This is a genomic window from Microtetraspora niveoalba, assembly GCF_001570405.1.
In the GTDB taxonomy this organism is placed as follows: Bacteria; Actinomycetota; Actinomycetes; order Streptosporangiales; family Streptosporangiaceae; genus Microtetraspora; species Microtetraspora niveoalba.
The window spans coordinates 51,480-77,213 of record NZ_BBYM01000024.1 but is presented as its reverse complement, the minus strand read 5'-3'; the positions used below and the strand labels follow the sequence as shown (position 1 = coordinate 77,213).

The 25,734-nt window shown below is 71.7% G+C and carries 24 protein-coding genes and 1 pseudogene; 8 read left to right on the top strand and 17 right to left on the bottom strand.

Translation table 11 applies throughout. The features are described from left to right. Nucleotides 1–14 precede the first annotated feature (14 nt). From AWQ70_RS23855 to AWQ70_RS39200, 5 genes and pseudogenes are all read right to left on the bottom strand, one after another. Nucleotides 15–1,844, bottom strand: a complete 1,830-nt coding sequence (locus tag AWQ70_RS23855; protein ID WP_067179861.1) for an NADH-quinone oxidoreductase subunit 5 family protein — start codon at nucleotides 1,842–1,844, stop codon at nucleotides 15–17. A 161-nt stretch (nucleotides 1,845–2,005) separates the two neighbouring features. Then, nucleotides 2,006–2,287: pseudogene (gene nuoK / locus AWQ70_RS42075) on the bottom strand (NADH-quinone oxidoreductase subunit NuoK); the annotation flags it as partial. A gap of 1 nt (nucleotide 2,288) precedes the next feature. Continuing rightward, a complete protein-coding gene (locus tag AWQ70_RS23845) occupies nucleotides 2,289–3,041 on the bottom strand; it encodes an NADH-quinone oxidoreductase subunit J family protein (protein ID WP_084517727.1) in 753 nt (250 codons plus the stop codon). Next, entirely contained in the window at nucleotides 3,038–4,228 is a 1,191-nt protein-coding gene (locus AWQ70_RS41435; RefSeq protein WP_245647122.1) for a NuoI/complex I 23 kDa subunit family protein, read from the bottom strand. The genes AWQ70_RS23845 and AWQ70_RS41435 overlap by 4 nt, the downstream gene beginning before the upstream one ends. A 345-nt stretch (nucleotides 4,229–4,573) precedes the next feature. Beyond that, on the bottom strand, nucleotides 4,574–4,783 hold the full coding sequence (locus AWQ70_RS39200) for a hypothetical protein (RefSeq protein ID WP_157530313.1): 210 nt from the start codon (nucleotides 4,781–4,783) through the stop codon (nucleotides 4,574–4,576). Here AWQ70_RS39200 and AWQ70_RS23835 point away from each other — a divergent pair. After that, nucleotides 4,770–5,351: a helix-hairpin-helix domain-containing protein gene (locus AWQ70_RS23835; protein WP_157530311.1), complete on the top strand. Its 582-nt coding sequence runs from the start codon at nucleotides 4,770–4,772 to the stop codon at nucleotides 5,349–5,351. The genes AWQ70_RS39200 and AWQ70_RS23835 overlap by 14 nt on opposite strands. Before the next feature lie 349 nt (nucleotides 5,352–5,700). Next, nucleotides 5,701–7,248 (top strand): trypsin-like serine peptidase, encoded by a 1,548-nt coding sequence (locus AWQ70_RS23830; RefSeq protein WP_067179854.1) that lies wholly within the window; start codon nucleotides 5,701–5,703, stop codon nucleotides 7,246–7,248. Between the two features lie 154 nt (nucleotides 7,249–7,402). Here the strand turns inward: AWQ70_RS23830 and nuoH are convergent, their stop codons facing one another. The 5 genes from nuoH to AWQ70_RS23805 all read right to left on the bottom strand — a co-directional run bounded on the left by nuoH (nucleotide 7,403) and on the right by AWQ70_RS23805 (nucleotide 11,285). Next, nucleotides 7,403–8,356: an NADH-quinone oxidoreductase subunit NuoH gene (gene nuoH, locus AWQ70_RS23825; RefSeq protein ID WP_067179851.1), complete on the bottom strand. Its 954-nt coding sequence runs from the start codon at nucleotides 8,354–8,356 to the stop codon at nucleotides 7,403–7,405. A 15-nt stretch (nucleotides 8,357–8,371) separates the two neighbouring features. Then, on the bottom strand, nucleotides 8,372–8,932 hold the full coding sequence (locus tag AWQ70_RS23820; protein ID WP_084517722.1) for an NADH-quinone oxidoreductase subunit C: 561 nt from the start codon (nucleotides 8,930–8,932) through the stop codon (nucleotides 8,372–8,374). Then, nucleotides 8,929–9,441, bottom strand: coding sequence for an NADH-quinone oxidoreductase subunit B (locus AWQ70_RS23815; protein WP_067179848.1), 513 nt, complete (start codon nucleotides 9,439–9,441; stop codon nucleotides 8,929–8,931). The genes AWQ70_RS23820 and AWQ70_RS23815 overlap by 4 nt, the downstream gene beginning before the upstream one ends. Nucleotides 9,442–9,522: 81 nt before the next feature. Beyond that, nucleotides 9,523–10,857 carry a M48 family metallopeptidase gene (locus tag AWQ70_RS23810; RefSeq protein WP_157530309.1) on the bottom strand — a complete coding sequence of 445 codons (1,335 nt, stop codon included), beginning with the start codon at nucleotides 10,855–10,857 and terminating at the stop codon, nucleotides 9,523–9,525. 56 nt (nucleotides 10,858–10,913) lie between these two features. Beyond that, entirely contained in the window at nucleotides 10,914–11,285 is a 372-nt protein-coding gene (locus AWQ70_RS23805) for an NADH-quinone oxidoreductase subunit A (protein ID WP_067179841.1), read from the bottom strand. 137 nt (nucleotides 11,286–11,422) lie between these two features. Here AWQ70_RS23805 and AWQ70_RS23800 point away from each other — a divergent pair, with 137 nt between their 5' ends. The 3 genes from AWQ70_RS23800 (at nucleotide 11,423) to AWQ70_RS23790 (ending at nucleotide 16,278) form a co-directional block, all read left to right on the top strand. Then, complete coding sequence (locus tag AWQ70_RS23800) at nucleotides 11,423–12,898, top strand: polysaccharide deacetylase family protein (RefSeq protein WP_084517720.1); 1,476 nt, start codon at nucleotides 11,423–11,425, stop codon at nucleotides 12,896–12,898. Nucleotides 12,899–13,379: 481 nt separating this feature from the next. Then, nucleotides 13,380–15,227, top strand: coding sequence for a 2-oxoacid:acceptor oxidoreductase subunit alpha (locus AWQ70_RS23795; protein WP_067179835.1), 1,848 nt, complete (start codon nucleotides 13,380–13,382; stop codon nucleotides 15,225–15,227). Further along, complete coding sequence (locus tag AWQ70_RS23790; protein ID WP_067179832.1) at nucleotides 15,220–16,278, top strand: 2-oxoacid:ferredoxin oxidoreductase subunit beta; 1,059 nt, start codon at nucleotides 15,220–15,222, stop codon at nucleotides 16,276–16,278. Before AWQ70_RS23795 ends, AWQ70_RS23790 begins: the two co-directional genes overlap by 8 nt. A gap of 147 nt (nucleotides 16,279–16,425) precedes the next feature. Here the strand turns inward: AWQ70_RS23790 and AWQ70_RS41430 are convergent, their stop codons facing one another. The 3 genes from AWQ70_RS41430 to AWQ70_RS23775 form a co-directional block, all read right to left on the bottom strand. Beyond that, entirely contained in the window at nucleotides 16,426–16,866 is a 441-nt protein-coding gene (locus AWQ70_RS41430; RefSeq protein WP_245647121.1) for a hypothetical protein, read from the bottom strand. An 89-nt stretch (nucleotides 16,867–16,955) separates the two neighbouring features. After that, nucleotides 16,956–17,570 (bottom strand): GntR family transcriptional regulator, encoded by a 615-nt coding sequence (locus AWQ70_RS23780; protein ID WP_067179829.1) that lies wholly within the window; start codon nucleotides 17,568–17,570, stop codon nucleotides 16,956–16,958. 60 nt (nucleotides 17,571–17,630) lie between these two features. Beyond that, entirely contained in the window at nucleotides 17,631–18,644 is a 1,014-nt protein-coding gene (locus tag AWQ70_RS23775; protein WP_067179826.1) for a DMT family transporter, read from the bottom strand. A gap of 85 nt (nucleotides 18,645–18,729) precedes the next feature. Here AWQ70_RS23775 and AWQ70_RS23770 point away from each other — a divergent pair, with 85 nt between their 5' ends. The 3 genes from AWQ70_RS23770 (at nucleotide 18,730) to AWQ70_RS23760 (ending at nucleotide 21,687) form a co-directional block, all read left to right on the top strand. Then, a complete protein-coding gene (locus tag AWQ70_RS23770) occupies nucleotides 18,730–19,119 on the top strand; it encodes a barstar family protein (RefSeq protein ID WP_218004632.1) in 390 nt (129 codons plus the stop codon). Nucleotides 19,120–19,318: 199 nt separating this feature from the next. Then, nucleotides 19,319–21,337, top strand: a complete 2,019-nt coding sequence (locus tag AWQ70_RS23765) for a sensor histidine kinase (RefSeq protein WP_067179821.1) — start codon at nucleotides 19,319–19,321, stop codon at nucleotides 21,335–21,337. Next, entirely contained in the window at nucleotides 21,334–21,687 is a 354-nt protein-coding gene (locus AWQ70_RS23760) for a DUF742 domain-containing protein (protein ID WP_084517716.1), read from the top strand. The genes AWQ70_RS23765 and AWQ70_RS23760 overlap by 4 nt, the downstream gene beginning before the upstream one ends. A 20-nt stretch (nucleotides 21,688–21,707) precedes the next feature. On the opposite strand, the gene AWQ70_RS23755 is transcribed toward AWQ70_RS23760, so the two are convergent. The 4 genes from AWQ70_RS23755 to AWQ70_RS23740 form a co-directional block, all read right to left on the bottom strand. Continuing rightward, on the bottom strand, nucleotides 21,708–22,166 hold the full coding sequence (locus tag AWQ70_RS23755) for a hypothetical protein (protein ID WP_067179815.1): 459 nt from the start codon (nucleotides 22,164–22,166) through the stop codon (nucleotides 21,708–21,710). Nucleotides 22,167–22,298: 132 nt separating this feature from the next. Then, on the bottom strand, nucleotides 22,299–23,999 hold the full coding sequence (locus AWQ70_RS23750; RefSeq protein WP_067179813.1) for a hypothetical protein: 1,701 nt from the start codon (nucleotides 23,997–23,999) through the stop codon (nucleotides 22,299–22,301). Then, the gene (locus AWQ70_RS23745; RefSeq protein ID WP_084517714.1) at nucleotides 23,996–25,123 is read right to left on the bottom strand and encodes an ATP-binding cassette domain-containing protein; all 1,128 of its coding nucleotides are present in this window, start codon (nucleotides 25,121–25,123) and stop codon (nucleotides 23,996–23,998) included. The genes AWQ70_RS23750 and AWQ70_RS23745 overlap by 4 nt, the downstream gene beginning before the upstream one ends. 194 nt (nucleotides 25,124–25,317) lie before the next feature. Further along, nucleotides 25,318–25,722: a hypothetical protein gene (locus AWQ70_RS23740; RefSeq protein WP_218004631.1), complete on the bottom strand. Its 405-nt coding sequence runs from the start codon at nucleotides 25,720–25,722 to the stop codon at nucleotides 25,318–25,320. Between the last annotated feature and the right edge of the window lie 12 nt (nucleotides 25,723–25,734).

Sequence of the window (25,734 nt, the reverse complement as noted above, 5' to 3'; positions counted from 1 at the left end):
GCGGCGCACCTCCGTCATCCCAGCACCACCACCGCCACCGCGATCAGCAACACCCCGGCGAGCAGGCCGGTGACGTAGAGCTGGGCGTTGCCGTTCTGCGCGAGGCGCAGCACCCCGGACAGGCCGACCGCCGCCCGCCCCGACCCGCGTACCGCCCCGTCGACGACCCGCTCGTCGGCCCGCACGACGCCGCGCGCCAGCCGCAGGACCGGCCGGGTGACCAGCCGGTCGTAGACGGTGTCCAGATAGAAGGCCCGCTCGCAGGGCGCCCGGAAGGGGCCGAGCACCCTCGCCGGGTCCTGCTCCGGCGCGGCGCGCCACAGCGCGTAGACGACGCCCGCGCCGAGCAGCGCGATCACCACGCTGGTCGCCGCGGACTCCCAGTCGAGCTCGCGGACCCCGGCGAAGCCGAGCGCCAGGGCCGGTACGGCGAGCAGCGCGACCGGCCACAACATGGACCGCGGCACCGGATGCCCGCCGTGCCCTCCGCGCCTGTCGGGCGCGCCGGTGCGGCGGGAGCCGAAGAAGGTGCGCAGCCAGGCGCGGGCCGCGTACGCGCCGGTCACCCCCACGGTGACGAGCGCGCAGCCGTACAGGAAGGGTTGCGCGGGGCCGTGCGAACGCTCGATGGCCGCGATCACGGCGTCCTTGCTGAAGAAACCGCTGGCCGGCGGCAGCCCGGCGAGCGCGGCGAACCCGATCGTCATCGCCCAGAACGTCACAGGAAGGGCCGTGCGGAGCCCGCCCATGTGGCTGATCAGGTTCGACCCGACGTGGTGGATCACCACGCCCGCGCACAGGAACAGCAGCGCCTTGAACGCGCCGTGCGTCACCAGATGGAAGATCGCCGCGTGCTCCGACCCGGCGGCCAGCGCCCCCGCCATGAGCGCGAGCTGGCTGATCGTCGAGTACGCGAGCACCCGCTTGAGATCGTCCTGCGCCAGGGCGGCCAGCGCCGCGCCCAGCATGCCCACGGCGGCGAGCACGGCGAGCACGTCCAGCGTGGGCTGGGCGGCGAGGAAGGCCGGATAGAGCCGGGCCACGACGAAGACGCCCGCCGCGACCATCGTGGCCGCGTGGATGAGCGCGCTGATCGGGGTCGGGCCCGCCATGGCGTCCGGCAACCACGTGTGCAGCGGCACCTGGGCGCTCTTGCCGGCGACCCCCGCGAGGAGCAGCATCGTCGCGGCGACGAGCGTGCCCCTCGGCAGGTCGGCGGAGAGGACGTCGTCGATCCGGAAACTCCCCGCCGACAGGCCGAGGGTGAATATCCCGAAGAGGAACCCGACGTCGCCGAGCCGGGTGACGAGGAACGCCTTGACCGCCGCTCGCGAGTTGGCCCGGTCCTCCCACCAGTGCCCGATCAGCAGGTAGGAGCACAGGCCCATGATCTCCCAGCCCACGTACAGCACGATCAGGTCGCCCGCGTAGACCACCAGCAGCATCGCGCTGGTGAACAGGCTGATGAACGCGCTGTACGACGGGTAGCGCGGATCGTCCCGCATGTATCCGACCGAGTACACCTGGACCGCCAGCGCCACCACGGTGACGAGGACGCCGACGAGGGCCGACAACCCGCCCACCTGGAGCCCCACCGAGACGGGAACCGACCCGGTCTCGATCTCGGCCAGCGTTCCCGCGATCTCGCCGCCGCCGATCGCCTGCCGTGCCGCCATCCACGACGCCGCCACCGCGGAGATCGCGACCGGGAGGACGGCGAACCACGCCGCCCGTCGCCGTGCCGTACGGGCGGAGGTGCGGCCGCGGGGGACGCGCGACCCGAGCAGTCCCGCTGCGGCGCCCGCGAACGGCAGCAGGACGGCGAGCACGGCCAGGGTGATCATCCGGCCTCCGAACGGTCGATCCCACCGGGAGAGCCCCCGCCGGCCGTGGCGGCGGGCCCGGCCTCCGGTGTGGACGGCCCTGCGGCCCCGCCCGCGCTTCCGGAACCGGACGACGCGAGGCCGGGGGCGGTGAGCCCGCGCTCGGTCAGGTCACGGAGCCGGTCGACGTCGACGGTCCCGCGGTTCCTGAAGACCGAGAGCACGATGGCGAGGCCCAGCCCCACTTCGGCCGCCGCGATCACGATGACGAACAGGGTGAGCACCTGGCCGCCGTGCAACCGGTCGCGTAACCAGACGTCGAAGACGACGAGATTGAGGTTGACGGCGTTGAGCATGAGCTCGACCGACATGAGCACGAGGATCGCGTTCCGCCGTGCGAGCACGCCGTAGACACCGATGGAGAACAGCAGCGCGGAGACGATCACGGGATAGACGACGTGCACGTCAACCGCCGTCCCGTGGGACCCGGCCGGAGCCGGTCTCACCAGGAGGTACGCCGGGGTTGTTCGGACCGTCCGGACCGTCCGGGTCCGGGGCCGTGCCCGTGTCCGGAGCGGGCGAGTCGGGGGCGGGAAGGGTGGTGTCGGGGCCGCCCGAGTCGGATACGGGAAGCGCGGTGCCGGTGCCGGCCGGGTCGGTGCCGGGCGGGTCGGGCGTGCGGGCGGCGGCGCCGATGTCGGTGCGGGAGAGGACGATCGCGCCGATCAGCGCGGCCAGCAGGAGCACGGACAGCGCCTCGAAGGGGAGCACCCATGTCCGGAAGAGGCTCGCCCCGAGCGTGGCCGCCGCGCCGCCGCCGGCCTCCAGCGGCGTATAGGCCGTCGCGAAGCCCTGGACGACCACGGTCACCAGGACGGCCGCCGTCGCCGCCGCCACCGCGGCGGCCGCCACCCGGTTGCCCGAGTCGAGATCGGCGCTGCGGCCGATGGGCGCGCGGGTCAGCATGATGCCGAACAGCAGCAGGACGACGATCGCACCGACGTAGATGAGCACCTGGACCCAGGCGACGAACTCGGCGGTCAGCACGAGATAGCCACCGGCCAGCGCGCCGAAGCAGACCACCAGCCAGAGTGCGGCGTGGACGAGTTGTCTGGTCGTCACCACCAGCAGGGCGGACCCGAGAGCGACGACGCCGAGCAGCAGGAAGACGACTTCCTGCGCGCTCGGCGGCCACAGGTCCGGCACCTGCGATGTCACCCTTCGCCTCCCCGGTCAGGTGGCGCGTCCTTCTTCGGGAGGGACCCGGGTGGCCGGATCGAGCGGACGTTCCGCAGCGCGCGCGGCGGCTCTCGTCGAGCCGGCCCCTCCCCCGGGACCTCGTCACCGGGAGAGCCGGCCGCGGACGGAGGGGGTGGGGCGGGACTTTCCGCCCCCGCCGCAGCGTCCCCTACGGCCTTATCGCCAGGGGAGCCGGCCGCCGGACGCGGTGGGGCAGGACTGTCCGCCCCCGCCGCGGCGTCCCCTGCGGCCTCATCACCCGGCGAGGCGGCGGCAGGCCTGATGTCCGGGGACTCGTCGCCGGTGGAGGAGGTGTCCCGGCGCTCCGTCCCTGAGAAACCGGGCCGCGCGGCTCCCCCCGACGTCTCCGAGGCGCCGGGCGTCTCAGGCGGCGTCTCAGATGGCGGGGCGGGCGTCGCGGAGGCCGGTGGGCGCTTCGGCAACGCGCCCGGCGGGCGGATCGCCCGGATCGCGGCCCGGCTGCCGGGGGCTTCGCGGCGGGCCGTCTTCTCGGCCGGTCCGCGCTCACCCTGGTCCTCTGCCTGTGAACGCCCGGAAGGCCCGACGGAAGGCCCGGCCTGCCCGGCCTGCTCTGCCGGCTCGGCCGCCGGACGCCCCGCGCCCGCGCGTGCGGGTTCATCACCGGTACGGCCGGCCGGCCCGCGAGCGGGACGGGACGCGGCGACGGCCTCCTTGGGCGGTTCCGCGCCGACTTCGTGCGGCGGCGGGGGCGGCACGCTGCCCACCCACTCGCCCAGCCGGTCCTTTTCATGAAGGAGGTCGCGGATGTCGTATTCGGCGTACTCGAACTCGGGGGCCCAGAACAGCGCGTCGAACGGGCACACCTCCACGCAGATGCCGCAGTACATGCACAGCGAGAAGTCGATCGCGAACCGGTCGAGCACGTTCCGCGCGCGTGGACGCCCGCCCTCCGGGGCCGGGAGCGTCTCCTTGTGCGAATCGATATAGATGCACCAGTCAGGACACTCACGGGCGCAGAGCATGCAGACCGTGCAGTTCTCCTCGACCAGGGCGATGACGCCCCTGCTGCGAGGAGGCAGGTCAGGCTGGACCTCGGGGTACTGCTGGGTCACCGATTTGCGCACCATGTGCTTGAACGTGACCGCCAGCCCCTTGGCCAGCCCTTCTCCTGGTATGCGCGCCACAATTCCCCATCATCGCGCACGATGGGCGACACGTGAATGCGGCGATCCACCCCTCTGTGTTTTCCACAGTTTCCACAGGCTTCTCCACTGTCTGTCCACAAGTGGAGCGGTGGAAAGGGCTTATTCTCCAGGTATGCGGCCCCCACACCCCGGTCTTCCTCCACAGCCGCCGTACGGGCAGGCGCCGTACGGACCGGCACCGCACGGGCAGGCATCCGGGATGCCGCCCGGCTCTCCGCAGCGGCCTCCCCAGCCGGCGCAGGCACCCCGGGGAGAGAACCCGTACGACACGGTGCCACACCGGCTCCCGCCGCAGGTACGGCCGCAGGCACAGCCGCGACAGGCTCACATGCCGCAGGGCCAGGCTCCCGTGGTGCCGTCCGCGCCTTCCGCGCCGCCCCGGCCCCCGGTGTACGGCCCCGTCCCGCAGGGGCCCGTGCCGTACCGCCAGATGCCCGGGATGCCGCCCCCCGCCGCTCCGCGCCCGCCCGGCGGCCGGACGTTCCTCAGCGTTCTGTGGTCGCTGGTGCCGTTGGGGACCATGGGGACGCTCACCCCGGTCTCCTTCCTCTACGCCGCGCTCAAGCTCCGCACGCAGATGGCCTGGGCCGCGCTCACGCTCTATCTGGTCGGCACCGTGACCATGATCGCCACCAGCGGTCCGACGGGCCCGGCGGGCGACGCGCTGTTCGTCGCGAGCATGCTGCTCAACACCCTCGGCGGCACCGTGCACGCCTTCACGATCCGCCGCCGCGTGTTCCCCCGCCCCGACCCCGTGGCGTACGGGAACGACCAGGCGATCCAGTTCGCGCAGCATCGCCGCGAGCTGCGCCAGGAGGCGCGCGAGCTGGCCGAACAGGACCCGGGCCTCGCCATGGAGCTGCGCATCGGGCGGCCCGACCTGCCGCGACGCTACGACGACGGCGGCCTGGTCGACCTGAACCACGCGCCCGCCGCGGTGATCGCCACCCTGCCGGGGATGACTCCGGAGCTGGTCGAGCAGATCCTGGAGGCCCGCCAGGTGGTGGGCACCTTCAGCTCGGCCGTCGAGGTGTGCGTCACGGCGAACCTCCCCGCCGATCTGACCAGCCCGCTCACGGAGTACACCATCTACCTGCCCTGAGGGGGCGTGGCCGCCCGAACGAGCTCTCGGCCACGCCCCTCAGATTCTGATCACCCCGACGCCGGGCATGTCGTCGTAGTCGGCAACCTGGGTGACGAGCGGGACACCGGAAGCGATCGCGGTCGCCGCGATCCAGCTGTCGTTGATGGGACACCCCATTCGAAATCGGCGAACCGCTCGGCGTCGAAACGCTTCGATCCGGCACGGGGAACGCTGTGGCTCGATGGCGGTGGAAACCTCTGTGACCTGCGCTTCAACTGATCCACTAGTGAGCGCCGTTATCCTCCGGGACCGTCCTTCCCTGAAGTATGGGACGCATGAGGCGTCCCACGACAGACCGAGGAATCGCATGAAGCGCACTCTGGCTTTCGGTGGCGCCGTAGCCGCCTCGGGCCTCCTCGCGGCCGGGCTGATCGTCCCCGCGAGCGCCGCCCCCAAGGACCAGGCCCCCAGTGTCATCCTCGCCAACACGAACCTGGCCGCTCGGCAGATCGCCGCGTTCTGGTTCGGTCAGCGCGCGGCGAACTTGATCGCCGCCACGCCGTACAACGTCGAGACCAAGGTCGTCGCCAAGCACGTCTCCAAGGGCGGCCCGGCCGCCGACAGCAAGCCCGGCGTCGTCCCGGCGATCGGCGACGAGAAGAAGACGACCGCCAAGTCCAAGAACATCAACCTGCCAAGGACTACGGGCAAGGTGTTCTTCATCGGCGCCGACCGCAAGCCGCACTGGTGCTCGGCCACCTCTGTCCAGGCCGCGTACCGCAACCTGGTCGCCACCGCCGGCCACTGCGTCTACGACACCGAGTCCAACAAGGCCACCCTCGACAAGTGGGTCTTCATCCCCGGCTACTACGAGGGCAAGACTCCGTGGGGCATCTACGTCGGCAAGCAGGCCTTCACCCACTACGACTACGACGTGTTCGAGGACGGCGACCGCGACTACGCGTTCGTGACCGTCTACGACGGCGTCCTGCCGACGAAGGTCACCAAGGGCGGCACCTATGAGAAGGTCTGGGAGACCAAGGCCGAAGCCCAGGCGGACGCCTCCAGGCTGGAGAACGACCCCGCGTACTCGAACGTCCAGTACGAGAAGGTCTACACCCGCGATCTCGCGCATTCGACCCAGGCCGAAGAGAACTGGGTGCACGATCACACCCGTGACGAAATCAAGCGACTGACCGGATTCTCCGATCTGGAGCTGGGCGACAAGCCCGCCGGCGCGTTTCCCGCCAACGTCACCGTGTACCCCCGCGTTGTCCAGGCCAAGTTCTTCGAGGATGCCAAGGCCACGCCGGGCCCCGACGGCGGTGAGGGCACCAACGGCGGACGGGACAACTGGGCCTGGACCCAGGACGAGAAGAATCTCGTCTCCAAGCGAGGAGACACCTACACGTGGCGCTCCTTCCACACGGAGTACGACCTGGACTTCAAGGTCACCGCCACCACGAAGCGCGGACTCACCATCGAGCTGAAGAGCGTCGGCCGTCTCGGTGACAACGTCGGCGGCCAGGGCCTGGCCTACAACCAGAAGCTCGGCTCCCCGGTCTTCGTGTTCGGCTACCCCAGCGGGGCGCACCCGGACGGCAACCACGCCTTCACCGGCAAGACCCTCAAGTGGGCCTACGGCAAGACCTTCGCGGTCCAGGCCCCGGCCGTCAAGGGCGAGGAGCTCCAGGGCATGAAGTCGTCCTTCACGGGCGAGGGCGCCATCGGCTCCTCCTGGCTGCTGAAGTACAACAACGGCCGCCGTCTCGGCTACCTGAACGGTGTCACCATCGGCGTCTCCGACACCGACGGCAACAACCGCTACGACACCAGCATCTCCCCGTACTTCGACGGCGAGACCTACGGCGTCTACAAGGCCGCCGCCAACGTCTGGTCAGGCAAGATCGTCTGAGTCTTCGCGGACGGGCCGCCTCGCCATGGGCTCGATCGTGGCCCGACCGGCGTCTCCGCTCCGGTCGGGCCACGATCGCAGGGCCTCGACCCCTTGAAGGGTCGGGGCCCTGTCGGCCTTTCCGTCTGCCGGCCTGCTTCCTTCACGAGGCTCGTCAGGCGGCGATGAGCTTGACGACGCCGGTCAGGGCGAGCTGGAGGAGGGCGAGCGGCACCAGGCCGACCCAGGCGAGCTTCTGGAGCTGGTCCTCCCGCAGACGCGGATAGCTCACCCGCACCCAGATCACCACGAACGCCAGCGCGAGCACCTTCAGAAGCGTCCACACCGGGCCGGGCAGCAGCGGCCCGTGCCAGCCGCCCAGGAACAACACCGTCGTCAGCGCCGACAACACCACGATCCCGGCGTACTCGGCGAGCATGAACAGGGCGAACCGGAGGCCGGTGTACTCCGTCATCGGCCCCATGATGATCTCGGACTCGGCGATCGGCATGTCGAACGGCGGCCTGCGCAGCTCGGCGAGCCCGGCGACGAAGAACACCACGGCGCCGACGGCCTGCCAGGGCAGCCACCACCACCGCCACTGCTCGACGATGCCGTTCAGCGACAGCGTGCCCGCCGCCATCGCCACGCTGGAGGCCGCGAGCACCAGCGGCAGCTCGTACGACACGAGCTGGGCCGCCGCGCGCATCCCGCCCAGCACGCTGTACTTGTTGCCCGACGCCCACCCGGCCATGATCGCGCCGAGCACGCCGACGCCCATGACGGCGAGGACGAAGAACAGCCCGGCGTCGAGGTCCACCCCGAACAGGCCCGGCCCCACCGGGATCACGACCAGCACGACGAGGTACGGCACGAGCGCCACGGCCGGGGCGAGGGCGAAGACCCGCCGGTCGGCGGCGGCCGGGATGACGTCCTCCTTCTGGACGAACTTCACACCGTCGGCGATGAGCTGGGCCCAGCCGTGGAACCCGCCGGCGTACATGGGGCCGAGGCGCGACTGCATGTGCGCCATCGCCTTGTGCTCCATCTGCCCCACGACGAGCGGCAACGCGAGGAACACGACCACGATCACGATCAGACGGAGCGCGACGTCGAGTACCTCAGCCACCACGTTCCTCCTGGCTCAGTCCGTCCCGGCTCCCGTACCCCAGCCGGGCGGCACGCCCGGCGGGAGCATCTTGCGGCGGCTCGGCGACCCGTGTCCGGACTCGCCGGGCTCCTTGGCGCCCGGCCACGCCTTGGCGACCCGGGCGGCCAGCACGAAGTCCTTGCGCAGCGGATGCCCCTCGAACCCGTCGGGCAGCAGGAGCGGCCGCAGGTCGGGGTGCCCGTCGAAGACGACGCCGAACATCTCGTACGTCTCCCGCTCGTGCCAGTCCGCGCCGCGGAAGACGCCGGTGGCGGTGGGCAGCCGGGGGTCCTCCCTCGGCACCCGGGTGCGTACGAGCAGGTGCGCCCTGGCCGCCGGGTCGAAGACGTGCGCGACGACGGCGAAGGCGTCCGGGGGCTCGTCCACGCCGGTCAGCCAGTCGAAGAACACGTACCCCTCGGCCTTGGCGAACTCCAGCAGGTCGACCCAGTCCTCCGGCGCCACGTCGGCGACCGGCTGGCCGAAGGAGTCGGACAGCCGGACGCGCGAGCCGTACCTGGAGGCGACGGCCTCCAGGGCGCCCGCGCCGGTCACGCCTCACCGCCCGGGTAGCGGTCGCCGAGCGACTCGGCGGCGATCTTCTCCTGGAGCTTCATGATCCCGTGGAGCAGCGCCTCGGGCCGGGGCGGGCAGCCGGGGACGTAGACGTCGACCGGGATGATCTGGTCCACGCCCTTTGTCACGCAGTAGGAGTCCCAGTACGGCCCGCCGCAGTTGGAGCACGCGCCGAAGGAGATGACGTACTTGGGGTCGGGCATCTGCTCGTAGAGCCGCTTGACGGCGGGGGCCATCTTGTCGGTGACGGTGCCCGAGACGATCATGAGGTCGGCCTGGCGCGGGCCGTTGGCGAACGGGATGACCCCGAACCGGATGAAGTCGTGCCTGCTCATCGAGGTCGCGATGAACTCGATCGCGCAGCAGGCCAGCCCGAAGTTGAACACCCACAGGGAGTAACGCCGGCCCCAGTTGAGCACGAACTTCATCGGCTTGGGGGCCAGCCGGGAGGCCGGGCCGACCGTCGGCATCGGAAGGTTCACCGCCATACGCGCCATTCTCCCCCTGTCGCCGCCGCCGGTACAGCCGCCGGCCTGGGGTCGCCCCCGGCGGCCCCTCGACGGCCGGGCTCACTCGTAGAGCGCGGCCTGCGCCCGGTCGACGATCTCGCGCGCGACGCGGTCGCCGGTCCGCTCCAGCTCGGCCTGGACGCGGTCCATCTCCTCGTCGGTCGTGGCGATCGCGGCCGTGCCGTACGTCCGGGAGACGGCGAACGCCTTGCGCAGGTGGGTCGGCGGATGGGTGGCGTCCACGCGCGCCCCCTCCAGCCGGGCCAGCCTGCGCAGCCGCTCCTCCTCGGACTCCGGGAAACCGTCCAGGTACCGCCGCAGGCCCTCCCACAGGTCCCCGGTGCGGTGCGCCGCCGACTCCAGGTGCCGGCGCACGGCGGGCGCCCGGGTGATGAGCTTGTCCATCAACCCGGCGACCGCGACCGGTGACGCGATCCTGGCCGCCCGGTCGTCCGCGGCGTACTCGGCGAGCTGCGACTCCCGGTACGTCAGCGACTCCAGGACCATGATCAGTCCGACGACGACCAGCCGGACCAGCCCCGTGAGGACGTTGACCGCGATCGCGGTGACGAGGGCGCGGAGGCCGCCGCCGACGCGCACCCGGGCGGCCGCGTGGTGGATCTCGTACAGCGTGGTGATCGCGCTGCCGACGTACGACATCCGGCGGGCGTCGCCGTTGCTGGAGTGGCCCATCTCGTGGGCGAGCAGCGCGACACGCTCCTGCGGCTCCAGGGCCAGCCACAGCGGCAGCCCGATCGTCAGCACGTTGGTACGGCGCAGCCCGACCGTCCCGAACGAGGCGTTGACGTCGCCGTCCACGAGGACGACGTCGACGGGCGGCGCTCCCGCCTCGCGCGCGACGCGGTCGAGCAGGTCGTACAGGACCGGCGCCTCCTGCCGGGTGAGGGCGTGTTGCACGTCGCGGTCGAGGCGTCCCAGCCGGGGGCGGGCCAGATAGGCGAAGCCGACGCCCGCGACCCCGAAGACGATGCCGAACGGGTTCGGCCAGGACGCGACCAGCAGCCACACCCCGCCCACGAGCGCGGTCAGCGCGAACAGGTGGACGAGCGTGGCGAGCGTGTACGCCGCGATCCGGCCGGGGTCGCGGGACGGCGTGCCCACCCCGGAGCCGAGCACCTGCCGGTGGAGGTCGGCGGCGAACCGGGCGTCGAGGCGCTTCCGGAGCCGGGCGAGCGGGCCGGGGCGGCCGGTCGGCGCGTCCCGGCCGGAGTCCGGCCGGCGCAGGTTCCACTCGCACTCGGGGCACCAGGGAACGAACCGGTCGTCCGCGGCGATGGAGGCCGAGCACTGGGGGCATTCCCGAACGATCGCTGAGGGGGTCATGGAGGGTGGAGCGTGCCACAACGGGACGATCACGTCCAGATCCCGAAGCACGCGCGGCTCCCGGGCCGGGAACCGGGCGCGGGAGGGCCAGGCCAGGTCAGGTCAGGTCACGTCCAGGTCAGTACGCGCTTGCGCCAGGCGTACAGGATGCCCAGGGCGATGAAGATCAGGAAGACGAACATCTCGACGAGCGTGGTGACGCCGAACCCGGGCGCGGCGAAGACCGTCGCCCACGGGAAGAGGAAGACCGCGTCCACCGCGAAGACCACGTAGAGATACGTGAAGACGTAGTAGCGGACCTGGGACTGGGCCCAGCCCTCGCCGACCGGGTCGACGCCGCACTCGTACGTCAGCAGCTTCTCCGGGGTGGGCCGGTGGGGGCGCAGCAGCCGGTTGACGAGCAGCGCTCCGGCCACGATGGCCAGCCCTGTCCCGAGCAGGATGGCGACGACCAGATAGGAACCGAAATAACCGCTCATGCTCGCCTCCGGACCGGTACGGCTTGCACCCACGATCATAACCGCGTTACCCCTTTGTCACCGTTCGCAGCCAAAAGATGCGCGGTGATCACACAAAGGGCCAGTAAAACCGACTTTTCCACTCATACCCTCCAGTCATGCCCCCACTTGGTTTGACCGGCGCCGTCGCGTTGCTGGTCGTCGCCCTGGCGAGCTGCGGTCTTCCGCTGTTCGACGGGCACAAGGACAGGAACGTCGACGTCGAGTCGGAGCCGACGGTGCTCACCTTCGCCGACCCTGCCAAGGTCGCGGGGCTCTCGGTGGCGACGATCTCCAGCGGCACGGCGAAGCCGCACGTGCACGTCAGCTACCCCACGCTCGCCGACGCGCCCGCGCTCAACAAGCGCCTCAAGGAGGAGCTGGAGGCCAAGGCGCGACGCTTCACCGAGAAGACCGCGCCCCGGGAGGGGCAGCCCGTCCCCGAGTACAACGTGGACTGGGAGCTCACCGCAGCCTCACGCGACGCCGTCGGCGTGCGGCTGCGGGAGAGCCGGTTCACCGGCCGCACCTGGGTCGACTCCTACCGCACCCTCTGGTACGACCGCGGCGGCGAGAAGGTGGTCGACTCCACCAGCCTGGTCGCGAACATCAAGCAGCTCTCGGCGGCGGTCCGCAAGCACCTGCCCGGCAACTCGCCGGTCCACGCCCAGAGCGTGATCGTGGACCCGGACCTCTTCGACTCGCTCAACTTCAACGCGCGGGGCGACCTCGTCGTGGAGTTCGACGGCCAGGAGTCCACCCCCGGGTCGGTCGGCCGGGTGGCCGTGGCGATCCCCCGCAAGGAGGCCGACAGGTTGCTGACGCCCTTCGGCCGACAGGTGCGCACGGCGGTCTCCGACACCGCCACCCGCCCGCTGTCGGAGACCATGGACGACAACCCCGCCGCCGTCAGCGTGAAGAACGGCTCCGTCGACTGCGCGGTGGCGCGCTGCGTGGCCCTCGCGTTCCAGGGCGGGCCGGGGCCGTACACCGAGCGGCTGCTGTCGGCGCTGTCCGCGCGGGGCGCCCGGGCGACGTTCTTCATGGTCGGCTCGCACGCGGCGGCGACGCCAGGGGTGCTGCGCCTGATGCGCGAGCAGGGCGACCTCGTCGCCAACCAGACATGGGCCCACCGCGACCTCACGCTGCTGTCCACGAGCATGGTGTACGACCAGATCCGGCGCGCCCAGCACGTCATCGGCATGGCGAGCGGCCAGAGCCCGTCCCTGCTCATGGCGCCGTACGGGGCCACGGACGGCAGGGTGGCCGACGTCGCGCGCGGGCTCGGCCTGTCCATCGTGCGGGGCGACGTGGACGCGGGCGACGTGGACGGCGCGGACCCGAAGGCGGTCGCCGAGCGCGTCGTCTCCGCGGCCCGGCGCGGGTCCGTCATCGTGATGCGCGACGTCGGCGAGGTCGCCGCGGCCGCGCTTCCCCGGGTGCTCGATGAGCTGAGCGGACGCGGGTTCGTCTTCGTGACCGTGCCCGAGCTGTACGGCTCCGCCCGCATGACGCCGGGCCGCGTCTACTCCTCCCCCATCGTGCCGAGCGGTGTCGTGTCTACCGACGGCTCGCCGAGTCGGCAGGTACCGTGAAAGGCACGGGGACATATAGTTGGACCTCGTGACCCGCAACATCCTCTTCGCCCGCTTGCACGTTGATCTGTGCCGGCTTGCGGCGGGGCTGTGTCGCACGAAGCGTCGTCCACGATCGTGACAGTGCCGTCGATGCGGCGGCCATGGAATTTCCGAGTGATACGCGCGTCGGGAGCGGGCGGAGTCCGCCCGCCGGCCGATGCGACGTAGGTCACACCTTGGCGACGAAGGGTTCGCGCGACAATCGAAGGCGTGCACCCGGTGACTTCTTTGCGCCCCGCAGAGAGCGCCTTCTCGCTTCCCCCGGTGGAGGTGGGCGACGGCCAAGCCTGACCGCTTCGAGCACACGGACCATGACGGGAAGCGATTCGGCCCGCCGGGTAAAGCCGGCGGCCGTCGCTGGAGATGATGGATCTAGCATGGATAGAACAACGTGCCACGAGCTAAGACGCCCTGGCGCGGCGAGGAGGACTGAGCAGCTGTGACCAAGCAGGTTCAGCAACTCGATCGCGTGATCATCCGGTTCGCCGGAGACTCCGGTGACGGCATGCAGCTGACCGGCGACCGATTCACCGCGGAGACGGCGAAGTTCGGCAACGACCTCTCGACTCTGCCCAACTTCCCGGCGGAGATCCGCGCCCCCGCGGGGACCCTGCCCGGCGTGTCGAGCTTCCAGCTCCACTTCGCCGACCACGACATCCTCACCCCCGGCGACGCCCCCAACGTGCTCGTCGCGATGAACCCGGCGGCGCTCAAGGCGAACCTCGGCGACCTGCCCCGCGGCGCCGACATCATCGCCAACACCGACGAGTTCACCAAGCGCAACCTGCAGAAGGTGGGCTACGCCGCCAACCCGCTCGAGGACGACTCGCTGGCCGAGTGGCGCCTCCACTCGGTGCCGCTCACGTCGCTGACCGTCAAGGCGCTCGAAGGCTTCGAGATCTCCAAGAAGGACGCCGAGCGGGCCAAGAACATGTTCGCGCTCGGGCTGCTCTCGTGGCTGTACCACCGGCCGACCGAGGCGACGATCAAGTTCCTCGAGGCGAAGTTCGCCAAGAAGCCCGACATCGCCAAGGCCAACGTCGCCGCCTTCCAGGCCGGCTGGAACTACGGCGAGACCACCGAGTCCTTCTCGGTCTCCTACGAGATCAAGCCCGCCACGCTGGCCCCCGGCGTCTACCGGAACATCTCCGGCAACCAGGCGCTCGCGTACGGCCTGATCGCGGCGTCGGTGCAGTCGGGGCTGCCGCTGTTCCTCGGCTCCTACCCGATCACCCCGGCGTCCGACATCCTGCACGAGCTGTCCAAGCACAAGCGGTTCGGCATCAGGACGTTCCAGGCCGAGGACGAGATCGCCGGTGTGGGCGCGGCCGTGGGCGCGGCGTTCGGCGGCGCGCTCGGCGTGACCACCACCTCCGGCCCGGGCGTGGCCCTGAAGGCCGAGACCGTGGGTCTGGCCGTGGCGACCGAGTTGCCGCTGGTCGTGGTGGACGTGCAACGGGCCGGCCCCTCCACCGGCATGCCGACCAAGACCGAGCAGACCGACCTGCTGATGGCGATGTTCGGCCGCAACGGCGAGTCGCCGGTCCCGATCGTCGCCCCCGCCACGCCGTCGGACTGCTTCGACGCCGCGATCGAGGCGGCGCGCATCGCGCTGAAGTACCGCACGCCGGTCATGCTGCTGTCCGACGGCTACCTCGCGAACGGCTCCGAGCCGTGGCGGGTGCCGGAGGTGTCGGAGCTGCCGGACATCTCGGTCGAGTTCACCACCGAGCCCAACGGCGAGGACGGCACGACCTTCCTCCCGTTCAAGCGCGACCCGGAGACGCTGGCGCGTGCATGGGCCGTCCCCGGGACGCCCGGGCTGGAGCACCGCATCGGCGGCATCGAGAAGGCCGACGGCACCGGCAACATCTCCTACGACCCGAACAACCACGACCGCATGGTCCGGCTCCGCCAGGCCAAGATCGACGGCATCGACGTCCCGCCGCTGGAGGTGGACGACCCCGACGGCGACGCCCGGGTCCTCGTCCTCGGCTGGGGGTCGACGTACGGGCCGATCGCGGCGGCGGTGCGGCGGGTGCGCAAGGAAGGCGGCAAGGTCGCCCAGGCCCACCTGCGCCACCTCAACCCGCTGCCGGCCAACACCGGCGACGTGCTGCGCTCCTACGACAAGGTGCTGCTGCCGGAGATCAACCTCGGCCAGCTCGCGCTGCTCCTGCGGGCACGCTTCCTCGTCGACGTGATCAGCTACAACCGCGTGCGCGGGCTTCCGTTCAAGGCCGAGGAACTGGCCGGAGTCATCCAGGACGTGATCAACAGTGACTGAGAGCCTCAACGGCAAGGGCCTGGCGCTGGTGCCCAGGGCCGAGGGCAAGCAGACCCTCAAGGACTTCAAGTCCGACCAGGAGGTGCGCTGGTGCCCCGGCTGCGGTGACTACGCCATCCTCGCGGCCGTCCAGAGCTTCCTGCCCGAGCTGGGCCTGCGCCGGGAGAACATCGTGTTCGTCTCCGGCATCGGCTGCTCGTCCCGGTTCCCGTACTACATGAACACCTACGGGTTCCACTCGATCCACGGGCGGGCTCCGGCGATCGCGACCGGGCTCGCTGCGTCCCGTCCCGACCTGTCGGTGTGGGTGATCACCGGTGACGGCGACGCGCTGTCCATCGGCGGCAACCACCTGATCCACGCGCTGCGCCGCAACGTCAACCTGAACATCCTGCTGTTCAACAACAGGATCTACGGCCTGACCAAGGGGCAGTACTCGCCGACCTCCGAGGTCGGGAAGATCACCAAGTCGACGCCGATGGGGTCGCTGGACAAGCCGTTCAACCCGATCTCGCTGGCGATCGGGGCCGAGGCCGGGTTCGTCGCCCGGACCATCGACTCCGACCGCAAGCACCTGCAGAGCGTGCTGCGTGAGGCCGCCGCGCACCGGGGCACGTCGCTGGTGGAGATCTACCAGAACTGCAACATCTTCAACGACGGCGCCTTCGACGCCCTGAAGGAGCCGGAGACCCGCGACGACATCACGATCCGGCTGGAGCACGGGCAGCCGATCGTGTTCGGCGCCGGCGAGAACGAGCGGGCCGTACGGCCGGCGCCGCAGGGCGGGGTCGAGGTCGTCCGGCGTTCCGAGGTGGCCGACGACGAGATCCTCGTCCACGACGCGCACCGGCCCGACCCGTCCCTGGCGTTCGCGCTGTCGCGCCTGGACGAGCCGGCGTTCGCGCACGTGCCGATCGGCATCTTCCGGTCGGTGGACCGCCCGGCGTACGACGTCCTGATGAGCGAGCAGTTGGAGCAGGCCACCGCCGACAAGGGCAAGGGGCAGCTCTCCGACCTCCTCCTGGGCGGCGACACCTGGCGGATCAACTAGGGAGTGCTCAGCGGTTCCCCGCCCCCCGGCTCCGGGCCGTGGCGGGGACCGATGAGCGGGAGCACGTCCGTTCGAGGGCGGTCACTCCGGTCGGGCTCCGGCCCGGACCGGGTGGCCGCCCTCGTCCGCTGTGGTGGACGGGCTCGGTCAGTCGTACTCGAAGTCGGGAAGCGGCGACGGCGGCTCGGGGCTGCGCCACACCACGACGTAGTCGTCCGCCGCCGCCTCGACAGCCGAGTCGAGCCGGTCGAAGTCGAAGTCGGGCAGGTATCTCAGCCGGGCGAGGAAAGTGGCGTCCGTCGCCGAGTGGGGGACGACGCAGCCCTCGCCGTCGCGCGACAGCAGGACGATCAGGACGTCGGCGCGCCCGTCATCGTGCTGGTCCCGGTGCTGGTCCACATGCGGGTCCCCTTGGGGGCTTCCGTGCCCGTCGCCGGAACGGTCGGTCCGCTGGTCGCCGAGGCCGCCCACCCGCACCTCGACGACGTCCTCCCATGCGAGGGCTTCGACGCTGCCGTCGGCGTAGTGACGGGTCACTCCCTCTTCCGTGACGTACACGTAGGACTCCGGCACTGCGTTGGCGTGCATGGGCGGATTGTGACTACATCCCCCCACTCCGTGCAAGAGCACGGTCAACACCCCTGGTCAGGCGGCCGTGCGCGCCCGGCGCGGCGGGGTCACGCTCCGCGCCAGTGGAGGTGCTCGCTGACCGCACGCCGCGCCGCGTCCTCGGGGCCGCGCGCGATCGTCTCCAGCAGGTCGCGGTGCTCCGCCACCAGTTCGTCCCGCTCCGGGTAGACGTCGCGGAGCCGGACCAGGCCGAGTCGGGTCTCGGCGGCGAGCACGCCGTAGAGACGTTCCAGGCGGGGGCTGCCCGCGGCCACGACCAGCGCCTCGTGCAGCGCCATGTGCTCCGCCACCACCGCCGCCCAGGGAGCGTCGGGGGGCAGGTTCCCCATCCGTTCGAGCGCGGCCTCGGCCGCCTCGACCCTGCGGCCGGCGACCGCCTGGGCCATCAGGTCCTCAAGGGGACGTCGCACGTACATCAGGTCGGCGAGGTCCTCCGGGGTGACCTCCGGCACGTACGCGCTGCGGTTGCGCTCGCGCCGGAGCAGCCCTTCATGGACGAGGACGGCGAGGGCCTCGCGCACGGTGGGCCGGGCCACGCCGTACCGCGCGGAGAGCTCCTGCTCGGGCAGGAACGCGCCGGGGCGGATGTCGCCGGAGAGCACACGCTCGCGGAGCGCGGCGGCCAGCGCCTGCACGGTGGAGACGGGGCGGAGGGACGTCACGGCGACGAGCTTAGGGCCGGCACGGCGACGATCTCAGGGTCGGCACGGCGATCCACCGCATCACGTGGTGGGGTCGGGCGCCGTCGCGGGAACCCGAGGTGCCGGGTCCGGCCCCGCCCGGCCCGGCGTCTCCCCGATCGACGCGTCGCGGGGCGCGGGCTTCCGGCCGGGGAGCGCCACGACGACCAGGCTCGCGGCCAGCAGCACGAGCCCTCCCCAGGAGAGGGCCGACAGGTGCTCGCGCAGCACGACGAGCCCGAGGATCGCGGCCACCGCCGGCTCGGCCAGGGCCAGCGTGGCGGCGGTCGCGACGGGGGTCGTGCGCAGGCCCCTGCCGTACAGGACGTAGGCCAGGGCGGTGGCGGCGCAGCCCAGGTAGAGCGCGGCGAGCAGGCCGCGCGGCTCCGCCAGCCAGCCGGTGCCGCCGGCGACGAGCACGGGCAGCATGATCAGGCCGGCCGCCCCGAAGAGCACTCCCATGACCGTGTCCGACCCCATGCCCGCGCCGATCGCCCGCGCCGCCGTGACCGCGTAGAACGCGTAGAGCAGGCCGCCGACGAGGGCGAGCGCGATGCCGCCCGCGTCCGCTCCCCCGGCTCCTCCTCCGGTTGTCAGTACGGCGCAGCCCGCGATGGCGGCGGACGTCGCGACCGCCCACCGGCCGCTCGGCCGGGTCCGGTCGAGGAGCCACGACAGCAGCCCGGTGAAGACCGGCCCGCTGCCGATGGCGACGACGGTGCCGATCGCGACCCCGGTCCTGGCGACGGCGGCGAAGAAGCAGAGCTGGTACGCCGCGACCGCGAGCCCTCCGGCCGCGAGCAACGTCCTGGGGACGCGCCGGGCGGCCCTTCCCGGGACGCTCGGCGTCGCCTGCCCGGCCGCTGGGCCGACGCGGCCGACGCGGGTGGCGCGGGCGGCGCGGGCCGCGACGGCGGCGAGGACGGCTCCGCCGATCACCAGGCGGGCGGCGGCGAGCGGGACGGATCCGGCGGGCGCGAGCGCTCCCACCGTGCCCGCCGTACCCCACAGGACGGCCGCGGCGACGACGGTCAGAGAGCCCGAGCGCGGAGTCATAACTGCGATTGTCTGACAACTAGACAAAGATGTCCACCGGCGCGGCTCCACGGCTCTGACCTGGGTGATCGCTAGCCTGGCCGGCATGACGCAGTCAAGGGTCGCGGGACAGTTCATCAAGGCGCCGACCGGAATGGGGGTCGCGGCGGCGATCAGGAAGGCCAGGCTCCGCGGAGCCACCCCGCACGTGCTGGACGGGGCGGGCGCACAGAGCTCGGCCGCCATGCTGGAGCTGATCGCCCGCACTCTCGACTTCCCCGAGGACTTCGGGCACAACTTCGACGCCCTCTACGACTGCCTCACCGACCTGTCCTGGCTGCCCGCGGGCGAGCACGTGCTCATCTGGGCCAAGCCCTCGGCGCTGCGGCGGGCCGATCCCACCGCATACGACGCGCTCGGCAGCGTGTTGTCGGACGCGGTCGGCGACGGGGCGTCGGGCAAGGTCACCCTGTCCGTGACGATGCTCGCGAACTGACGCCCGCACCCGTCGGATGACGTCCCACGGGGACGTCCGGCGCGCCACACCATCGAACCCGGGCGACCTTCGCCGCCGCCCGCGGACCGGGCCGGCGGGAAAGCTGCTCTTTCGTTAGGGATCGCCGCTGGTAACCACGACTCACCCATTGCTAATGTTTCGCCCCAATCAACACAGGCGTTCATTTGGGCGAGGTCATATGGCAGGGCGTAGGCGTTCGATTCGCGCCAAGATCTTCGCCATCATCCTGGTCCCGGTGACCGCGCTGCTGGCGGTCTACGCGTACGGCTCGGTGATCACCGTACAGAGCGGCCTGGAGCTTCTCAAGATCCGCTCCGTCTACAACGATGTCGTCCTCCCGGTGCAGGACGTCATCGACGAGCTGCAGGCGGAGCGCTCCCTGTCCGCCGGGTTCCTGGGCGGCGGAGCGACGACGCCCTACCCGGAGCTGCAGAAGCAGCGGCGGGAGACCGACGCCGCCGTCGTGCGCCTGGAGCAGATGTCCCTTTCGGCGAAGGACGACACCCCCGACGCGATGTGGAGCCGGCTCCAGGAGCTGGTCACGTACGCCCGCGGCCTGGGCGCCGTGCGCAAGCAGGTGGACGAGCGCGTGCTGACGGCGGCGGAGTCCGTCGAGCACTACAGCTCCATCGGCGAGGTGGGGTTCCAGGTCTACGACCGGCTGATGATCGCGGCCGACCTCGACATCATCCAGCAGGTCAAGGCGGTCATCCTGGTCAGCCGCGCCCGCGAGGTGATGAGCCAGCAGTCCGCCCTGCTCACCGGAGCGCTCGCGGCGAACCGCATGACCAAGGCCGAGTACGACGCGTTCGGGAAGATGGCCGGCAAGCGCAAGCTCCTGTACGAGCTCGGCGTCGGCCAGCTCGACGCCGAGCTGGCGGCGCCGTTCCTGACGCTCAACACGTCGGCCACCTACCGGGCGTTCAGCTCGATGGAGAACGAGGTCACCGACCAGGTCGCCCCCGGCCGGGCGCTCGTCCCCGGCGCGCTCGCCTGGCGTACGTCGAGCGAGGCCATGACCGTCGCCCTCGGCGAGCTGCTCGGCGAGGCGAGCCAGACGATCGCCGACCGTACGGTTCCCCTCGCCGAGAGGGCGCTGTGGCGCATGGGGATCGCCGCCGGCGTGGGGCTGCTCATCGTGGCGTTCAGCGTCTTCTTCTCGATCAGGGTCGGCCGCCGGCTGACCGCCGAGATGGTCGGGCTGGAGGAGGCCGCGATCGAGCTGGCCGACCGGCGGCTGCCGTCCGTCGTCACCCGGCTGCGGCGCGGCGAGGACGTCGACGTGTCCGCCGAGACGCCGCCGGTGACGATCCCCGGGAAGACGACGGAGGTGGACCACGTCGCCAACGCGTTCACCTCGGTGCAGCGCACCGCCATCGAGGCCGCGGTCGACCAGGCGCGGATGCGCGAGGGGGTCAACAAGGTCTTCCTCAACCTGGCCCGGCGCAACCAGTCGCTGCTGCACCGTCAGCTGTCCATGCTGGACGGGCTGGAGCAGCAGGTCACCGACCCGGACGTGCTGGAGAAGCTGTTCGGCATCGACCACCTGACCACCCGCATGCGCCGCCATGCCGAGGGCCTGATCATCCTGTCCGGCGCCGCGCCGGGGCGGGGGTGGCGGTCCCCGGTCGCCCTGTTCGACGTCGTACGCGCGGCGGTCGAGCAGGTCGAGGACTATCTCCGGGTCGACATCACGGTGCCGCACGGCCCGGCGCTGCTCGGCCCGGCGGTGACCGACATGATCCACCTGGTCGCCGAGCTGGTGGAGAACGCGACGATCTTCTCTCCGCCGCACACCCAGGTGTTCGTCAACGGAGAGGTGGCGGCGAAGGGGTTCGCGCTGGAGATCGAGGACCGCGGCCTCGGCATCGGCGCCGAGGAGATGGCGCAGCTCAACGCCAGGCTGTCCGAGCCGCCCGAGTTCGACCTGGCCGACAGCGAGCGTCTCGGCCTGTTCGTCGTCGGGCGGCTGGCGCGGCGGCACGGCGTCCGGGTCTCCCTGCGCTCCTCGCCGTACGGGGGGACGTCGGCGATCGTGCTCATCCCCGCGAGCCTGATGGCCGAGGACGCCACCCCGGAGCGCGCCCTCGCGCTCACGCTGGCACCGCCTCCCGACGATCTCCCCAGGCGGGTACGGCAGGCTAACCTGGCATCGCCGTTGCGTCCCCGCCGAGAGCAGCCGCAGGAGGAGTCGTGACCGAGCAGGAGTACGGCCCGCTGCTACGGCCCTACACCATCACGCGCGGCCGGACCCGCCCGACCGGTCCGGAGTTCGACCTGATGACGATCATCAGGACCGCGCCGTCGGCGCCAGACCGGGCGGCCGGGCTGTCGCCCGAGCACCTGCGCATCCTCGCCGTCTGCCAGTCCCCCACCACGCTGGTGGACCTGGCCTCCGAGACCGGGTTCTCGGTCAACGTGCTGCGGATCCTCCTCGGGGATCTCCGGGACCGGGGCGTGATCACCGCGCGCCCTCCGGCGGCGGTCGGCCACCTGCCGGAGGAGCGGATCCTGCTTGAGGTGATCCAGGGGCTCCAGGCGCTCTGACCTCGGGACGCCGGGCCGGGTCAGTCGCGGCCCCCGTGTCCCTTGAAGCTGTATCCCTTGAAGCGCTTGTAGCTCTTGTAGAAGGCGTAGCACTCCACCTCCGCGCGCCGGTAGGTGAGGCCGCCCCGCACTGACTCCCGTACGCACCGCTTCTGCCCGGGGCTGAGCGTGAGCTTGCCGCACACGGTGACGCTGGAGTACGTCCGGCAGTCGAGGTCGGGGTTCGTGGCCCCGATGGTGTAGGTCCGCCGGACCTCCGCGCGGCACTCCCGCCGGGCGGCCTTCGTGGCGGCGTACCTGCACTGGTTGAGCAGGATCCGGTATTGAGCGCGGCTGACCTGTTCCTTGCCCTCGACGCCCCCGACGCCCCCGGTGCCTGCGGTGCCCCCGCCGGTCACGCCGTCCATCGCGTGTCCGGCCCCGGTCGTCCCGAACGTGGCCATCGCGGCGAGCACCGCGACGCAGATGATCTTATGCATAGCGTCCCCCCAGTGCTACATAACGTTACATTCCGGACATCTGGTGCGACCAGGTGGGAGCCAGATCACCTGGCTTCCCGGAGGGTGCCCCAGTCGTCCCTCATGAAACGCGCCCCGACTCCGGGCGGGCTCTCAGCGCGTCGCGTGCCGTGCCGTACGGACCGCGAGGGCGGCGCCGACCAGGGCCAGGGCGAGACCGGCGACGGCGAACGGCGGCGGCCCCGCGGGCAGCCCGTCCGAACGGACCACGCCCATGTAGTCGATCGTCGCCACCCCGTTGACGGCCAGGTACCACATCCCCAGGTAGACGACCTGGAAGACCCGGTGCGCACGGCAGGCCACGCCGAGCGCCAACGCCAGCGACGGCACCAGGAGCGCGCCTCCCGCCCAGGCCCCCATACCGGGCCAGTCGGCGGCGATCGCCATCCGCACCAGGGGCGCGAGCCCGGTCACGGCCGTGAGCACGACCCCGGCCGCCCACTCGGCGAGCAGACCGCGCGACGGCGTGGGACAGGCGCCCAGGAGCCCGTCCAGGCCGTGCTCGACCCGCTGCGTCCCGAGCCGGGACCAGATCAGGACCGGCCAGATCCAGGCGAGCGGCAGCAGGGTCGTGGGGTCCGGCGTCACGAATCCGGCCACGACCACGGCGGCGGCCGCGATCCACCACCAGTGCGAGACCCCCTGGACGAGAATGCGCAGCTCACCCACGAGGAGTCTCCGGAAGGGGAACACCCGCCTCCGCCGCGCACTCCCCGAACCGTCGCCCAGGACCCCGAGGACGCCCGTCCGAGCCGTCCCGGACCAGGCGCTTCCCGGGGCCGCGTCCGAGACATCCGACAGAGCCGTCCGCCCGGTGTTCCACGCTCCGGCCGGACCCTCGCCACCGGGCCCCTGAACACCCCGTCCGCCGGGCTGACGGACCGGCTCAGGGGCCGGCTCAGCGGCCGACTCAGCGGCCGGCTCTTTCAGGAGACGGCGCGCGGGGTCGAACCGGCCGAACCACAGGGCGGGCAGCAGCACGACGGCGATCGCCGCCAGGACGAGCACCAGCCGCCCGCCCATGAACGCGCTGTCGGGGACGAACCCGTCCCATCGGAAGGTGCGCAGCGGCCTGTTCACGAAGGTCAGGCCGAGGCTGAATTCGCGGTCCCGCAGGCCGATCCCCTGCGCCGCCATGGCGGCGCGCATCGACTCGGCCGCCTGCTGCACCCCGAAGCCGCCGAGAGGGGCGTTCCGGCCCTGCCCGGCCAGCAGGAGGGCCATGGAGACGCCGAACCAGACGACGTTCCCCACGCCGCCCCGCAGCAGGGGGATGGTCTCGAACAACACCGCGGCCGCCGCCGTCAACGCCAGCAGGGGCAGCGTCATCACCGCGAACGGCAGCAGCAGCGCCACCGGATCGACGGCGGCGGACTCTCCCCGCGCGAGCTGCATGAGCGGGGCCGTCACGGCGAGGACGCCCGCCATCGACGCCAGCACCAGGAAGTTGCTGAGGAACTTCCCCAGCAGGTAGGTCGGCGTGCGCAGCGCCGTGGCGGCGAGGAGCTGGCCCACGCGGGTGCGCTCGTCGCGGGCGATCGCGTCGCGTACGACGTAGAACCCGCCGGTCGTCAGCCACAGGGCGCCGGCGAGCGCGGTGGCCGTCCCGATCCAGGCGCTGGTGTAGACGCCGCGATGGCCCCCGACGTCGATGATCACCCAGCGGGAGCCGGCGCTCGGCACGGCGAGGCAGGCCAGGCCCACCGCCGCCAGCAGGGTCACCGCGTACGCGGGACGCCGTACCCGCTCGCGGAAGTCGGCGACGGCGAGCGCGACCGGAACTCGGGCGCTCATCGGACCGCTCCGTGCCCGCCGAGGTCGCCGCGACGAGCCGACGGAGCACCACGCATGAACGCACCGCCGAGGTCGCCGGGACGAGCCGGCGGAGCAGCGCCCGTGAACGCACCGCCGACGCCTCCCCCGGCCCCGTCGCGACGGCCCGCTCCGGCATCGCCCGCCCAGGAACCGCCACGGCCACCCGCGCCCGCATCGTCCCGGCCTCCGCCGAGCCGTACGGCGGATCCGTTGACGACGGCGAGATAGACGTCCTCCAGGTCGGGCGTCATCCGTACGGCGTCGCCTCCCGGCGGCGTGGCGGACAGGAGCCGGAGGCGGACGCCGCCCGCCGCGCGGACCGTCCGGCTGATCACGTACCGCTCCCGCATCGCGGCGACGTCGGAAGGGGCGACGACGGTCTCCCACACCTGGCCGTCCACCTCGCGCAGGAGCTCCTCCGGAGTGCCGCGCCGTAGCAGCCGGCCCCGCGCCACGATCGCGATGTCGGACGCGACCGACTCGATGTCGGACACGATGTGCGTCGACAGCAGCACCACCCGGTCCTCCGCCAGGTCGCTGAGCATGGTGCGGAACCGTACCCGCTCCTCGGGGTCCAGCCCGGCGGTCGGCTCGTCCACGATCAGCACCCGGGGGTCGGCGAGCAGCGCCTGGGCGATGCCGACCCGGCGCAACATGCCGCCCGAGTACTTGCCCAGCGGCCTGCGGCCCGCCTCGGTCAGGTTGACGAGTTCGAGCAGCTCGCCGATGCGACGACGGGCCGTGCGGGCCGACAACCCTTTCACCGCCGCGAGGTAGGAGAGGAACTCCCTGGCGGACAGGTGGGGATAGACGCCGAAGTCCTGCGGCAGATAGCCGAGCACCTCACGCAGCGCATCGGGTCTGGACACCACGTCCTGTCCGTCGAACAGGACGTTTCCACTGGTCGGGCGGGTGACCGTCGCCGCGATCCGCATGAGTGACGACTTCCCCGCCCCGTTCGGGCCGAGGAGGCCGAGCAGTCCCGCGCCGAGACGCAGGGACACCGCGTCCACGGCCCGTTTCCCTCCCTTGTAGACCTTGGTGACGTGCTTCAGTTCGAGGGTCGGCTTCTCCGCCGTCGCCTGAGATGGTGTTCGGTTCATGATGTTCCGGCGCCGGGCCCGGTTTCCCGTCCGGGTGCGCGCGCCTCGCTGCCTTCCGCTGATCGTTCTCGGCCGATGTCCGGCCCGTCCCATGCCGGCCGTTCTGGTGCCGGCCGCTCATGGCGGCCGTTCTGGTGCCGGCCGCTCATGGCGGCCGTCCTCACGACGGCCGTCCTCATGGCGGGCCCCTGCGCCTACGGCGTGCCGCTCGCGGCCGGGGAGGGCGTGCCGCTCTTGCCGGGCGAAGCCGTACCGACGAGCTTCGTCTTGCGTCCGTCGCGCAGCACCCTGACGTGGCGCGGCACCTCCACGCGGAACTTGGCGGCGCAGTCCGCCCATCCGTTGCACCCGGCCCGCAGGTTGAGCGTCTTCCCAGCGAGGGACCAGCTCGACGTCGGGTTGGTTCCCCTCGCGTCGAACCACAGGGTGACCTTGATGTCGTCCCTGTCCGCCGCCACCAGGTCCGTGGGGACCTCGTGCGCTCGCACGTCCAGCGTCGTGCCGCTGAACGTGAAGGTCGTGGACTGCGGCGTCGCCTTCGACGCGTCCGCGCAGCCGGCGAGGGCCGTCGCGGCCGCGAGAACGATAAGGACGGACATGGCCGTCTTCCG

What these genes read in the sequence shown, in the direction of transcription:
- AWQ70_RS23740 (WP_218004631.1), bottom strand. Translation starts at nt 25,722, where the DNA reads ATGTCCGTCCTTATCGTTCTCGCGGCCGCGACGGCCCTCGCCGGCTGC.
- AWQ70_RS23750 (WP_067179813.1), bottom strand. Translation starts at nt 23,999, where the DNA reads ATGAGCGCCCGAGTTCCGGTCGCGCTCGCCGTCGCCGACTTCCGCGAG.
- AWQ70_RS23800 (WP_084517720.1), top strand. Translation starts at nt 11,423, where the DNA reads ATGCCCCCACTTGGTTTGACCGGCGCCGTCGCGTTGCTGGTCGTCGCC.
- AWQ70_RS23775 (WP_067179826.1), bottom strand. Translation starts at nt 18,644, where the DNA reads ATGACTCCGCGCTCGGGCTCTCTGACCGTCGTCGCCGCGGCCGTCCTG.
- AWQ70_RS23755 (WP_067179815.1), bottom strand. Translation starts at nt 22,166, where the DNA reads ATGCATAAGATCATCTGCGTCGCGGTGCTCGCCGCGATGGCCACGTTC.
- AWQ70_RS23805 (WP_067179841.1), bottom strand. Translation starts at nt 11,285, where the DNA reads ATGAGCGGTTATTTCGGTTCCTATCTGGTCGTCGCCATCCTGCTCGGG.
- AWQ70_RS23855 (WP_067179861.1), bottom strand. Translation starts at nt 1,844, where the DNA reads ATGATCACCCTGGCCGTGCTCGCCGTCCTGCTGCCGTTCGCGGGCGCC.
- AWQ70_RS23765 (WP_067179821.1), top strand. Translation starts at nt 19,319, where the DNA reads ATGGCAGGGCGTAGGCGTTCGATTCGCGCCAAGATCTTCGCCATCATC.
- AWQ70_RS23770 (WP_218004632.1), top strand. Translation starts at nt 18,730, where the DNA reads ATGACGCAGTCAAGGGTCGCGGGACAGTTCATCAAGGCGCCGACCGGA.
- AWQ70_RS23835 (WP_157530311.1), top strand. Translation starts at nt 4,770, where the DNA reads ATGGGGACGCTCACCCCGGTCTCCTTCCTCTACGCCGCGCTCAAGCTC.
- AWQ70_RS23830 (WP_067179854.1), top strand. Translation starts at nt 5,701, where the DNA reads ATGAAGCGCACTCTGGCTTTCGGTGGCGCCGTAGCCGCCTCGGGCCTC.
- AWQ70_RS23745 (WP_084517714.1), bottom strand. Translation starts at nt 25,123, where the DNA reads ATGAACCGAACACCATCTCAGGCGACGGCGGAGAAGCCGACCCTCGAA.
- AWQ70_RS23815 (WP_067179848.1), bottom strand. Translation starts at nt 9,441, where the DNA reads ATGGCGGTGAACCTTCCGATGCCGACGGTCGGCCCGGCCTCCCGGCTG.
- AWQ70_RS41430 (WP_245647121.1), bottom strand. Translation starts at nt 16,866, where the DNA reads ATGCACGCCAACGCAGTGCCGGAGTCCTACGTGTACGTCACGGAAGAG.